Annotated in this window: 10 protein-coding genes; 5 read left to right on the top strand and 5 right to left on the bottom strand. The window is 71.0% G+C overall.

The genetic code is table 11. The features are described 5' to 3' along the window. Positions 1–91: 91 nt before the first annotated feature. Entirely contained in the window at positions 92–742 is a 651-nt protein-coding gene (locus AC067Z_RS28850) for a TetR/AcrR family transcriptional regulator (RefSeq protein WP_478792558.1), read from the bottom strand. A gap of 83 nt (positions 743–825) precedes the next feature. Here AC067Z_RS28850 and AC067Z_RS28855 point away from each other — a divergent pair, with 83 nt between their 5' ends. Continuing rightward, on the top strand, positions 826–3027 hold the full coding sequence (locus tag AC067Z_RS28855) for an MMPL family transporter (RefSeq protein ID WP_478792559.1): 2202 nt from the start codon (positions 826–828) through the stop codon (positions 3025–3027). 126 nt (positions 3028–3153) lie between these two features. Here the strand turns inward: AC067Z_RS28855 and meaB are convergent, their stop codons facing one another. The 3 genes from meaB to mutA are packed head-to-tail and all read right to left on the bottom strand — an operon-like array spanning position 3154 to position 8240. Continuing rightward, a complete protein-coding gene (gene meaB, locus AC067Z_RS28860) occupies positions 3154–4143 on the bottom strand; it encodes a methylmalonyl Co-A mutase-associated GTPase MeaB (RefSeq protein ID WP_478792560.1) in 990 nt (329 codons plus the stop codon). A 6-nt stretch (positions 4144–4149) separates the two neighbouring features. Continuing rightward, positions 4150–6357, bottom strand: coding sequence for a methylmalonyl-CoA mutase (scpA, locus tag AC067Z_RS28865; protein WP_478792561.1), 2208 nt, complete (start codon positions 6355–6357; stop codon positions 4150–4152). After that, on the bottom strand, positions 6357–8240 hold the full coding sequence (gene mutA, locus AC067Z_RS28870; protein ID WP_478792562.1) for a methylmalonyl-CoA mutase small subunit: 1884 nt from the start codon (positions 8238–8240) through the stop codon (positions 6357–6359). The genes scpA and mutA overlap by 1 nt, the downstream gene beginning before the upstream one ends. A 182-nt stretch (positions 8241–8422) precedes the next feature. Between mutA and AC067Z_RS28875 the strand changes: the two genes are divergently transcribed. From AC067Z_RS28875 to AC067Z_RS28890, 4 genes are all read left to right on the top strand, one after another. Continuing rightward, positions 8423–8647: a DUF6458 family protein gene (locus AC067Z_RS28875; protein ID WP_478792563.1), complete on the top strand. Its 225-nt coding sequence runs from the start codon at positions 8423–8425 to the stop codon at positions 8645–8647. Positions 8648–8786: 139 nt separating this feature from the next. Continuing rightward, complete coding sequence (locus AC067Z_RS28880) at positions 8787–10649, top strand: transketolase (protein ID WP_478792564.1); 1863 nt, start codon at positions 8787–8789, stop codon at positions 10647–10649. A gap of 61 nt (positions 10650–10710) precedes the next feature. Next, positions 10711–11205, top strand: a complete 495-nt coding sequence (locus AC067Z_RS28885; RefSeq protein WP_478792565.1) for a DUF6328 family protein — start codon at positions 10711–10713, stop codon at positions 11203–11205. Positions 11206–11320: 115 nt separating this feature from the next. Further along, a complete protein-coding gene (locus AC067Z_RS28890; protein ID WP_478792566.1) occupies positions 11321–11956 on the top strand; it encodes an LAETG motif-containing sortase-dependent surface protein in 636 nt (211 codons plus the stop codon). Positions 11957–12017: 61 nt separating this feature from the next. On the opposite strand, the gene AC067Z_RS28895 is transcribed toward AC067Z_RS28890, so the two are convergent. Beyond that, on the bottom strand, positions 12018–12914 hold the full coding sequence (locus tag AC067Z_RS28895; RefSeq protein ID WP_478792567.1) for a TauD/TfdA dioxygenase family protein: 897 nt from the start codon (positions 12912–12914) through the stop codon (positions 12018–12020). Positions 12915–12947 lie beyond the last annotated feature (33 nt).

Here is a 12947-nt window from a genome sequence, read left to right on the forward strand (position 1 = left end):
CGACATCACTCAGCACCACCGGTGGGATCTTCGGCCCAGGACGACTCGCATCAGTCACACCAGACCAACGACGAATCTCCGACTCAGGTCACTAGCGGGTGAGGCCCGCGACGATCGTGGTGAGGGTGCGTTCGACGACCGCGTCGCGGGCGTCCGCGGGGAGGCGGGCGAGCGGGCCGTCGAGGATCAGCAGCGAGACGCCGTGGACGGCCGACCATGCGGCGACCTCGGCCGCAGGCCGGTTCTCCGGCCGCATCCGGCCCGCTGCCACCAGGGTGTCGAGTGCCTCCGAGAGGAGCACGAACGCGGCGAACTCCGGCCCGGCGTCGGGAGCCTCGAGGCCGGTGAAGTCGCTGCTGTCCACCCCGGGCGTCCGGCAGAAGGCGGTGCGGTAGAGCCCCGGGTGCTCGATCGCGAACCGGACGTACCCGCGCCCTATCGCCTCCGTCCTGCGTACGGCCTCCTCGCCGGGGTCGTCCAGTCCGGGGAGTATCCGCACGGCCTCGGTCATCGAGACGGCGAGTGCCTGCTGGCCGCGGACTTTGACGGCTTCGAGGAGATCTCCCTGGCCGGTGAAGTGGCGGTACGCGGCGGTGGGCGACACCCCGACACTGCGGGCCGCCTCGCGCAGGACGACCCGCTCGGGGCCGCCTTCCGCCGCGAGTTCGACGGCTGCCTCGATCAGCGCGTTGCGCAGGTCGCCGTGGTGGTAGCGGGACTTGCCGCCGGTGATCGATCCCATGTCCCCATCCTGCCCGATGTTGACGGCATTAACATCCTGTGTCATCGTCGATGTTAACGGCGTAAACATCGGAGGCGATCACCGTGTTCGACCGCATTGCCGAGCTGGCCCTTCACCGGGGCCGACTCGTACTGACACTGACCGTGGTGGCCGTGGTCGCCATGGGGGCCATCGGCTTCGGGGCGTTCGGCAAGCTCCTGGGCGGCGGCTTCGAGGATCCGGGCGCCCCCTCGGCCCGAGCCCAGACACTCATCGACGAGAAGTTCGGCGGCGAGAGCAACCTGGTCCTGCTGGTCCGCGCCGACGACGGCGACATCGCCTCCCCGGCCGCCGAGCGCGCCGGCCGCGCCCTCACCGCGGAGCTCAAGGGCGAACCCACCGTGGCCAACGTGATCTCGTACTGGGACACCGGCTCCGCCGCCCTGACCTCCCGGGACGGGAACGAGGCGCTGGTACTGGCCCACATCAAGGGCGACGAGACCGAGCAGGGCGAGAACGCCTCGGCGGTCATCGACGAGTACACCGGCGACCGGAACGGGCTGACCGTGCGGGCCGGCGGAGGGGCCGCGGTCGGCGACGAAGTACCCACCCAGGTCGCCAAGGACCTCATGGTGGCCGAGATGATCGCCGTACCGCTGATCCTGATCCTGCTCGTGATCGCCTTCGGCAGCGTCGTCGCCGCACTGCTGCCACTCGCCATCGGGCTGATCGCGATCGTCGGCACCTTCGCCGAGCTCTATCTGATCGGCAGCATGACCAGCGTGTCGGTGTTCTCGATCAACCTCACGACCGCCCTCGGTCTGGGCCTGGGCATCGACTACGCCCTGCTCATGATCAGCCGGTTCCGCGAGCACCTCGCGGAGGGCGCCGACGTCCCCGAAGCACTCCGGCACACGGTACGGACGGCCGGGCGGACCATCGTCTTCTCCGCGGCGACCGTCGCCGCCGCACTGGCCGCGCTCCTGGTCTTCCCCCAGTTCTTCCTGCGCTCCTTCGCCTACGCGGGCATCGGCGTCGTCGCCATCTCCGCCGTCAGCGCCCTGCTCGTCATCCCGGCACTGCTCGCTGTGCTCGGCCACCGGGTCAACAAGGGCCGGCTCCCCTGGGCGAAGACTGTGCGGAGTGCCGAGGCACCCTTCTGGGGGCGCCTGGCCCGCACGGTCATGCGAAGGCCCGCCCTGACCGCACTGCCGGTCCTCGCGATCCTGCTGCTCGCCGCGAGTCCGCTGCTCGGCGTCACCTTCGGCACGCCGGACGAGCGGGTGCTGCCGGAGACCGCGCAGAGCAGGCAGGTCGCCACTGCGGTGCAGCGCGACTTCGCCGGCAGCGACGAGTCGGCGGTGCAGATCGTCACGACCGGGCCCGTGGCCCCCGCCGAGCTGCGCTCGTACGCCACCGACCTCTCACAACTCGACGGCGCGGTACGGGTCGAGACGTCCGCCGGCACATTCAGCGACGGCACGTCCACCCCGCCCGGGCCCGCCAACGCCGCACTGGGCCGGCCCGACGCCGAGCGGATCACCGTCGTCACCGACCTCACCCCCAAGTCGGGCGAGGCCCAGGACCTGGTCGAGGACGTGCGGGCGGTGGATCCGCCCGCGGGGACCGAGGCACTGGTCGGCGGCACCGACGCGCGGCTCGTCGACTCCAAGGACTCGATCGCCGACCGGCTCCCTGCCGCCATCGGCCTGGTCGTGGGCACCACGTTCGTGCTCCTCTTCCTCTTCACCGGCAGCGTGGTCCAGCCGCTGCGCGCGCTGGTCCTCAACGCCATCAGCCTCACCGCGGCCATCGGCGTCATGGTGTGGATCTTCCAGGACGGCCACCTGTCCTCCCTGCTCGGCTTCACACCGCAGCCCATGGACACCTCGATGACGGTGCTCATGTTCTGCATCGCCTTCGGCCTGTCCATGGACTACGAGGTCTTCGTGACGAGCCGGATCAAGGAGCTGCACGACAAGGGCGCCGACACGGAGACCGCCGTCACCAGCGGGCTCTCGCACACCGGGCGGATCGTGACGATGGCAGCCGGGCTGCTCGCGGTCAGCTTCTTCGCCTTCGGCACGGCCGACGTCAGCTTCATCCAGATGTTCGGACTGGGCAGCGGTCTGGCGATCCTCATCGACGCGGTCGCCGTACGCGGCGTGCTCGTGCCGGCAGCCATGCGCCTGCTGGGCCGCACGGCCTGGTACGCGCCGAGGCAGCTGCGCGCGGTCCACGGGCGGCTGGGTCTCACCGACGCCGCACCCACGGAGAAGGAGGAGCGGATCCCCGCCAAGGTCTGAGCATTCCGGAACGGCGCCGACATGCCCGAGCAGCGGCACAGCTGCTCGGGCATGTCGGCGACCGGCGGTTCGGCACCGGAGGCCGCCGCCCCGCCCGCGAGGACGGCGCCCACGTGGGAACAGGCCCTACTCGGGACGCGCGAAGGCCTCCAGGATGCGCTCCGCGGCCAGCGTCGCGGTCAGCGTCCCCTCCCGGACCTGCTGCTCCACCGACGGCGCCAGCTCCCGGACCGCCGTGTGCCGGTGCAGCCGGTCCACCAACGTGTCCCTGACCATCGCCCAGGTCCAGCCGATCTGCTGGTCCCGCCGCTTCGCCGCGAGGCGGCCCGTCGCGTCCAGCACCGCGCGATGCTGATCCAGGCGCTCCCACACCACGTCCAGACCGGTCCCCTCGCGGGCGCTGCAGGACAGCACCGGGGGAGTCCACGCCGCATCCGCCGGATGCATGAGCCGCAGCGCACCGGCCAGTTCACGCGCCGCCGATCTGGCGTCGCGCTCGTGCGGGCCGTCAGCCTTGTTGACGGCGATGACGTCGGCGAGTTCCAGCACGCCCTTCTTGATGCCCTGAAGCTGGTCCCCGGTGCGGGCGAGGCTGAGCAGGAGGAACGAGTCCACCATGTCCGCGACCGCCGTCTCGGACTGGCCGACGCCGACGGTCTCCACCAGCACAACGTCGTGGCCGGCCGCCTCCATCACGATGATCGTCTCGCGGGTCGCCTTGGCGACGCCGCCCAGCGTGCCCGCGCTGGGCGAGGGGCGCACGAACGCGGCCGGGTCCACCGCAAGGCGCTCCATCCGGGTCTTGTCACCCAGGATGGACCCACCGGTACGGGTGGACGACGGGTCCACCGCGAGCACCGCGACCCGGTGGCCGAGTCCGGTCAGCATCGATCCGAGCGCATCGATGAACGTGGACTTGCCGACGCCGGGCACACCGCTGATGCCCACCCGCCGGGCGGCACCCGCGTACGGCAGCAGCTCGGTGAGCAACTGCTGTGCGAGCACCCTGTGGTCGGGGCGGGTGGACTCCACCAGCGTGACGGCACGGGCGACGTACGCCCGCGACCCGTCCCGCACGCCCTTGACATAGGCGTCGATGTCGATCTTCGGCGGCATGACGTCCTAGAGCTCGTGGCCGAGCGAACCGGCCAGCGTGTGCACCAGGTCCCGCGCGGCATCGGGGATCACCGTGCCCGGCGGGAACACCGCCGCCGCGCCCGCGTCGTGCAGCGCCTGCACGTCCTGGGGCGGGATCACACCGCCGACCACGATCATGATGTCCTCGCGTCCCTCGGCCGCCAGCTCCTCGCGCAGCGCGGGCACCAGCGTCAGATGCCCCGCGGCCAGCGACGAGACGCCGACGATGTGCACGTCCGCCTCGACCGCCTGCCGGGCCACCTCGGCCGGCGTCTGGAACAGCGGGCCGACATCCACGTCGAAGCCCAGGTCGGCAAAGGCGGTCGCGATCACCTTCTGGCCGCGGTCGTGCCCGTCCTGGCCCATCTTGGCGACCAGGATGCGCGGCCTGCGGCCCTCCTCCTCCTCGAAGCGGTCGACGAGGGCGCGGGTGCGGTCCACGGACGGCGACTCCCCTGCTTCGTTGCGGTACACGCCCGAGATCGTACGGATCTGGCCCGCGTGCCTGCCGTACACCTTCTCCAGGGCGTCGGAGATCTCCCCGACCGTCGCCATCGCGCGGGCCGCGTCCACGGCCAGCGCCAGCAGATTGCCCTCCAGGCCGCCGCCGCGCACCGGACCGGCCTCCGCGGCCGCGGTCAGCGCGCGCAGCGCGTCCTGACAGGCCGCCTCGTCGCGGTCCGCGCGCAGCCGGCGCAGCTTCTCCACCTGCTGCGCGCGCACCTGCGAATTCTCGACCTTGAGCACGTCGATCTGCTCGTCGGTCTCCACCCGGTACTTGTTGACACCGATCACCGGCTGCCGGCCCGAGTCGATGCGGGCCTGCGTACGGGCCGCGGCCTCCTCGACCCGAAGCTTCGGGATGCCCGCGTCGATGGCCTGGGCCATCCCGCCGGCGGCCTCGACCTCCTCGATGTGCTGCCAGGCCCGGCGCGCGAGATCGTGCGTCAGCTTCTCGACGTAGGCGCTGCCGCCCCACGGATCGATGACCCGGCACGTGCCCGACTCCTGCTGGAGCAACAACTGGGTGTTGCGGGCGATGCGCGCGGAGAAGTCCGTCGGCAGCGCCAGCGCCTCGTCCAGGGCATTGGTGTGCAGCGACTGGGTGTGCCCCTGTGTCGCGGCCATCGCCTCGATACAGGTGCGGGTGACGTTGTTGAACACGTCCTGCGCCGTCAGCGACCAGCCCGACGTCTGCGAATGGGTGCGCAGCGACAGCGACTTGGGGCTCTTCGGGTCGAACTTCTTCACCAGCTTCGCCCACAGCAGGCGCGCGGCGCGCAGCTTGGCGACCTCCATGAAGAAGTTCATGCCGATCGCCCAGAAGAACGACAGCCGCGGCGCGAACGCGTCCACGTCCAGACCCGCTTCGATACCGGCCCGCAGATACTCCATGCCGTCGGCCAGCGTGTAGGCGAGCTCCAGATCGGCCGTCGCCCCGGCCTCCTGGATGTGATAGCCGGAGATCGAGATCGAGTTGTAGCGCGGCATCTTCTGCGAGGTGTACGCGAAGATGTCCGAGATGATCCGCATCGAGGGGCCGGGCGGATAGATGTAGGTGTTGCGGACCATGAACTCCTTGAGGATGTCGTTCTGGATGGTCCCGGCCAGCTTCTCGGGCGGTACGCCCTGTTCCTCGGCAGCGACGATGTACAGCGCCAGCACGGGCAGCACCGCGCCGTTCATCGTCATCGACACGCTCATCCGGTCCAGCGGAATCCCGTCGAACAGCTGCCGCATGTCGAGGATCGAGTCGATCGCCACGCCCGCCATGCCGACGTCGCCGGTCACCCGCGGATGGTCGCTGTCGTACCCGCGGTGCGTGGGCAGGTCGAAGGCGACCGACAGACCCTTCTGACCGGCCGCGAGATTGCGCCGGTAGAAGGCGTTGGACTCCTCGGCCGTGGAGAAACCGGCGTACTGCCGGATGGTCCAGGGCTGGTTGACGTACATCGTCGGGTACGGGCCGCGCAGGAACGGCGCGACGCCCGGATAGGTGGACAGGAAGTCCACGCCCTCCAGATCCCGGTCCGTGTACAGCGGCTTGACCGGGATGCCCTCGGGCGTCTCCCAGGCCAGATCGCCCGTGTCCTTGCCGACGGCCTCCTCGACCGCCGCCCGCCACTGATCTTCGTCAGCCGGTCCGGCCGCGGCCGGACCCAGCTCGATTCCCGCGAAATCCGGGATGCCCATCACGCCACTCCGATCCGGTCGAGGACGGAAGTAAGGACGGCGACCGCGTCGCCGCCCGCGACGACGAATTCGTCGACTCCCGCCCTCTCGTACGTCTCACGCTGCTCTCCGGGACGGCCGGCGAGGAACACCCGCAGCGCGCCCGCCGCCTTCAACGCCTCGGCCACCGGCCCGGCCTGCTCCGCGTACAGCGCGTCGGCGGAGCAGATGCACGCCACCCGCGCCCCGCTCGCGGTGAACCCCGCCGCTGCGGACGACGCGTCCACGGTCACCGGGTCGTGCACCGGCTCGATACCGCCCGCCTGGAACAGGTTCGCCGCGAACGTGGCCCGCGCGGTGTGCGCCGACGCGGGACCCAGCGCCGCCAGGAACACCTTCGGCCGGGCACCCGTCGCGGCAAGATGCGCGTCCGAACGGGCCCGCAGCGCCTCGAACGCCTCGTCGCGGCGCACCACCGGCAGACCGCCGGCCGGCCGCACCGGGGCGGGATCGCGCTTCACCGACGCCTCGGACAGCAGCGGGAACTCGCTCACTCCGGTGACCGGTTCACGCCGCGCGGCCAGCTTCCGGCTGCGCTTGTCCCACGCATCGCCGATCCGCTCGCCGATCAGCCCGTCGCGCAGCGCGGCCACCAGGCCGCCCGCACGCTCGATCTCCTGGAACCACTCCCACGCCGCGCCCGCCAGCTCGTCCGTGAGCTGCTCCACGTACCAGGAGCCGCCCGCCGGATCGACGACCCGGCCCATGTGCGACTCCTCCAGCAGGATCGTCGACGTGTTGCGCGCGATACGGCGGGCGAACGCGTCCGGCAGTCCCAGTGCGTGGTCGAACGGCAGCACGGTCACCGAGTCGGCCCCGCCCGCGCCCGCGGCCAGCGACGCCACCGTGGTGCGCAGCATGTTCACCCACGGGTCGCGGCGCGTCATCATCACCGAGGACGTCACCGCGTGCTGACGCTGCGCCCCTGCGCCGTCGGCCGCTCCGCACACCTCGGCGACGCGCGACCACAGCCTGCGCGCGGCGCGCAGCTTCGCGATCGTGAGGAACTGGTCGGCAGTGGCCGCGTAACGGAACTCCAGCTGCCGGCAGGCCGCGTCCACGCCGAGGCCCGCCGCGGTCAGCTCCCGCAGCCAGGCGACACCCGTGGCAAGAGAACAGCCCAGCTCCTGCGCCGTCGTCGCGCCCGCCTCGTGGTACGGCAGCGCGTCCACCGTCACCGCACGCAGACCGGGGTACGACGCGTCACAGCGCGCGGCGAGCGAGGCCGCGGCGGCAATCCGGGCGTCCAGACCGTCGTAACCGCCCGTGCGTGCCGCGAGCCCGAACGGGTCGGCACCGAGATTGCCGAGCGCGGCCCCCGGGGCCACCCCCCGCTCGTCGTACAGGCGCAGCAACGCCTCTGCCGCCGCCTCGTATTCGGCGCCCGCGTCGAGCACGACCGGAGCCAGATCGAGGAGTACGCCCTCCAGCGCAGTACCGAGCGCGTCGACGGGCACCCCGCCCGCACCGACCGTCAGCCACAGCGAGGTGACGCCGTTCTCCAGATCGGCGAGAACCGCCTCGTTCGTACGCGCGGGATCGGGCCGGTCGTGGCGCTGGCGCACGTCCCAGCCGGACCCCGAGCCGCCTTCCGGCCTGCCACCCCGGGTGAACGGAGCGAAGCCGGGAAAACCGGATACCTGCGCACCGTCACGGGCCGTGTAGAGGGGACGGGTGGTGATCCCGTCCTCCAGGGCCGTGGACAGTGCGTCCTCGGCCGCCGTGCCCTGGGCGTCCTTGCCTGCTTTGCGCAGCACGCCGTCGACCAGGCGCTGCCACTGTTCATGGGTCGCATCCGGGAACTCGGCGGCCAGTGAAAACCCGTCATCGGGGAGGACCGTCATGCTCAGATGCTAGGCCAGCGGCACAAAGGTGCAGCAGAGGAGAAGGCTGTGACCTTGCCCTCTCCGGACCGCTCTTGATCCATTGCACTCCGTGCCCTATCCGCGGGCATGTCCGTACCTCGGTCGGGTACGCGACCAACCGACAGGCCGGCGCAGAGTACCGACAGATTGAGGTGAGTCGCATGGGTCTGGGCGGGTGCATCATCCTGATCGCCGCCGGGGCGATACTGACGTTCGCCACCGACTGGGAGGTCGAGGGGGCGAACCTCGACGTGGTGGGCCTCATCCTGATGGCCGTCGGCCTCATCGGCGTCGCCACCTTCACCAGCATCGCCAAGCGCCGCCGCGTCGTGGTGCCCCCACAGTCGCCGGTCGTCGACGCGCAGCGGGACCGCAACTACGAGTGACCTGCCGTGTCCGGCGGACACGACCGCCCGGATGTGCGCGGCGGCAGCCCGCGGCAGCGCGGTTTGACGGCCGGCTCCGCGGGCACTCGCACACCGCTCCCGCGCGCACATCGCGCCCTCGACACCAAGGAGCGACGAGATGCGAACCCCCTCTGCCCAGGACGAACAACTGGCGGAACTTGCACAGCAGTTGCGTGTCGACGCCGTGCGCGCGGCCGACGCCGCAGGCTCGGGGCACCCGACGTCCTCGATGTCCGCGGCCGAAATCGGCGCCGTGCTCCTGGCACGCCATCTGCGGTACGACTTCTCCCGGCCGGAGCACCCCGGAAACGATCGGCTCGTGCTCTCCAAGGGACATGCCTCGCCCCTGCTGTACGCCCTCTACCGGGCCGCGGGCGCCATCGACGAGGACGAACTGCTCACGTTCCGTAAGCGCGACAGCCGCCTCGAAGGCCATCCGACACCACGCCTGCCCTGGGTGGACGTCGCCACCGGATCGCTCGGACAGGGCCTGCCGATCGGCGTCGGCATGGCACTCGCCGGCCGGAAACTGGACCAGATCCCCTACCGGATCTGGGTGCTCTCCGGCGACAGCGAGATGGCGGAGGGCTCCGTCTGGGAGGCCGTCGAACACGCCGCGTACGAGCACCTCGACAATCTGACGCTCATCGTCGACGTCAACCGGCTCGGCCAGAGCGGGCCCACCCGCTTCGGCCGGGACCTCGAGGCCTACGCGCGTCGGCTGGAGGCATTCGGCTGGCACACCCTGCGCATCGACGGGCACGACACCGCCGCGGTCGACGCCGCCCTGACGGACGCCGCCGCCACGACCGGCCGGCCCACCGCCGTGCTCGCCGCCACCGACAAGGGACGCGGCGTAGCCGCCGTGCAGGACCAGGAAGGCAAGCACGGCAAACCGCTGCCGGACGCCGAGGCGGCCATCGCCGAACTCGGAGGCGTCCGGTCCGCCCGCATCCCGGTCGCGCCCCCGCCCGACGTGCGGGTCCTGCACGCGCGGCGCAGCGGCGGACTGAACCTGCCGGTGTACGACACGGGCGACGAAGTGGCCACCCGCACCGCGTACGGGCAGGCGCTCACCGCACTCGGCTCCGCGCGCACCGACGTCGTCGCGCTCGACGCCGAGGTCGGCGACTCCACACGCACCGAGTACTTCGCCGAGGAGCACCCGGGGCGCTACTTCCAGTGCTACATCGCCGAACAGCAGCTCGTGGCCGCCGCGGTCGGCATGTCGGCACGCGGCTACGTCCCCTTCGCCTGCACCTTCGCCGCGTTCCTGACCCGCGCACACGACTTCATCCGCATGGCCGCGGTCAGCCGGGCCTCGATCAACCTCGTCGGCTCCCACGCGGGAGTCGCCATCGGTGAGGACGGGCCTTCGCAGATGGGTCTCGAGGACCTCGCGATGTTCCGCGCGGTGCCCGGCAGCACCGTGCTCTACCCCTGCGACGCACCGCAGACCGCCCGGCTCGTCGCTGCGATGGCCGATCTGCCGAACATCAGCTATCTGCGCACCAGCCGGTCCGACATGCCCGTGCTCTACGGCCCCGACGAGGACTTCCCCGTCGGCGGCTCCAAGGTGCTGCGCAGCTCCGAACGCGACCGCGCCTGTGTGGTGGCCGCCGGCATCACCGTGCACGAGGCGCTGACCGCCGCGCGCATGCTCGAACGCGAAGGCATCGCCGTACGCGTCGTGGACGCCTACTCGGTCAAGCCCGTGGACACGGCCACGCTCCAGACGGCCGCCGACGACACCGGCTGCCTGATCACCGTCGAGGACCATCACCCCGAGGGCGGACTGGGTGACGCGGTGGCCGAGGTGTTCTCCGACGGCCGGCCCGTGCCCCGGCTCGTACGGCTCGGGGTCAGGGGCGTCCCCGCATCGGCCACCCCAGCGGAGCAACTGCACGCCGCGGGCATCGACGCCGAGTCGATCGCCGCTGCCGTGCGCCTCCTAGTCGCGGAAGCGATGGTGAATCCATGACCGCACTCGCGCGGAGCGTTGGATGCGGTCGGGCGCTGCACCGTGCCGAGGGAGCCCGATGATGGAACAGAGCGAATCCGACAACCGCCGCGGACGTGACGAGACCGAGGAGGAGCGGGCCGACCGCCAATGGGCCGATCTGCTCCAGGAGTTGCGCGTGGCCCAGACGGGCGTGCAGATCCTCTTCGGATTCCTGCTCACCGTCGCCTTTCAGCCACGCTTCGCCGAACTGTCGGGGACCGACCGTGCCATCTACACCGTGACCGTGCTGCTCGGCGCCGCGACGACCGGAGTCCTCATCGGGCCGGTCTCCTTCCACCGCATGCTGACCGGCAAACGCCTCAAGCCCCAGACCGTGGAGTGGGCATCGCGCCTCACGAGGTTGGGGCTGGTGCTCCTGCTGTGCACCATGGCGTCCGCCCTGCTGCTCATCCTGCGGGTCGTGATCGACAACTCGGACGCCGCATGGCTCGTCGTGGCCATGGTGGTGTGGTTCGTCCTGTGCTGGTTCGTTCTGCCCTTCTGGACGAGAGAGAAGGAACGCTCCGGAGACTGACGCGTTTTGAGCCGCCCCACCCGTGTAGGGGTGGGGCGGGGGAGGACCACTGATGCCCCAGCGGTAGGGTGCGCGCACCGCCAGCAGTGGTGGCGTGTCTCTCGTGGAGGAATCAGTGACAGAAAACAACAGAACGCGGCTGCGTTCGGGGGCTCTCATAGCCGCCGCCGCGGCCGGCGTCCTCGGGGCCGGACTCGCTGCCGCCCCGGCCGTCGCACACACCCCGACGTGGTCGGTGACCTGCGACGAGGTCAGCCTGAACCTGACCAACTACGGTCGCGACTCGCAGAACACCGTGACCGTCACCGTCGACGGCAAGGACCTGCTGCCGACCGAGTCGTTCGGCAACGACTTCAGCCGCACGCTCGAACTGCCCGAGCACGACAAGGAGGTCACCGTCCGCCTCGTCCTCAAGGCGAGCGACGGCGACAAGTACAACCGCGACGAGACGAAGACCGCCCCGGTCTGCGAGGAGGAGTCCCCGAGCCCCTCCACGCCGCCGAGCGAGCCGACGCCGAGCGAGCCGACTCCGAGTGCCACGCCCAGCGACACGCCGAGCAGCACGCCCAGCGACACCCCGAGCTCCGACGCGTCGGCCCCCGCGCCCGCGCCGAGCACCGACACGCCGGACCTCGCCGAGACCGGCTCCTCCAGCTCCACCCCGCTGATCGCGGGCGCGGCTGCCGTGGTCCTCGTGGCCGGCGGCGGCATCATGTGGGCCGCGCGCAAGCGCCGCGGCGCCCAGAGCTGACCCTTCGCAGTACCGCGCGGAGCGGCCGGGCCGGTGACGGCCCGGCTGCTCCGTCGTCGTATCAGGCCGCCGCCGGCGTGTAGTGGCTCGCCTCGCCCCCTTCGAGCACCCGGCTCGAACTGCCGTCGACCCCCACCGGAACATCTCCGGCCACCGTCACCCGGTGCAGCAGACGCGGCAGGTCGCCGTAGTCGTCGGGCGCGTAGTGCTGGGTGATGCGGTTGTCGAACAGCACCAGGTCGCCGGGCGCCCACGTCCAGCGCACCACGTTCTCGGGGCGGGTGACGTACGACTGGAGGATGCGCAGGATGTCACGGGACTCCGACGCGGACAGGCCCACCAGCGACTGTGCGAACCCGCCGATGAACAGGCCGCGTTCACCCGACTCGGGGTGCACCCGCACCACCGGATGCTCGGTGCGGTACTTCGTGGACACGAACCGGCGCCGGTGCTCCGCCGCCTTCTCGGTCTTCGGCTCGGCGTAGTCGTACGCGTTGCTGTGCACGGCCCACAGCCGGTCGGCCAGCTCGCGCAGCGCGTCCGGCAGATCCCGGTAGGCGGCTGCCGAGTTCGCGATCAGCGTGTTCCCGCCGTACGGAGGCACGACGAGACTGCGCAGCGTGGACGCCTTCGGCGGAGTGCGTACGAACGTGACGTCCGTGTGCCACTGGTTGGCGCGGATGCCCTCGTCGCCGTCGACGGGCAGGATGTTCGGCTGCCCGTCGACCGACGGGACGGTCGGATGCGCGGTGGTCAACTCCCCGAAGAGCGAGGCGAAGCGGATCTGCGCCGCGTCGTCGAGCTGCTGGCCACGGAAGAAGAGTGCCTTGTGCTCGACGAGCGCCGCACTGATCTCGGCGACGACGGCGGGTTCGAGCTCGCGCGAGATGTCGACCCCGAGGATCTCCGCGCCGATACGGCCTCCGACGCGGCGGATGTCGAAACCGGTGGTGGTCATGGTGAAACCTCTCTTGTGATGTCCGTCCGGAAC

The organism is Streptomyces sp. NPDC043812 (assembly GCF_056436245.1).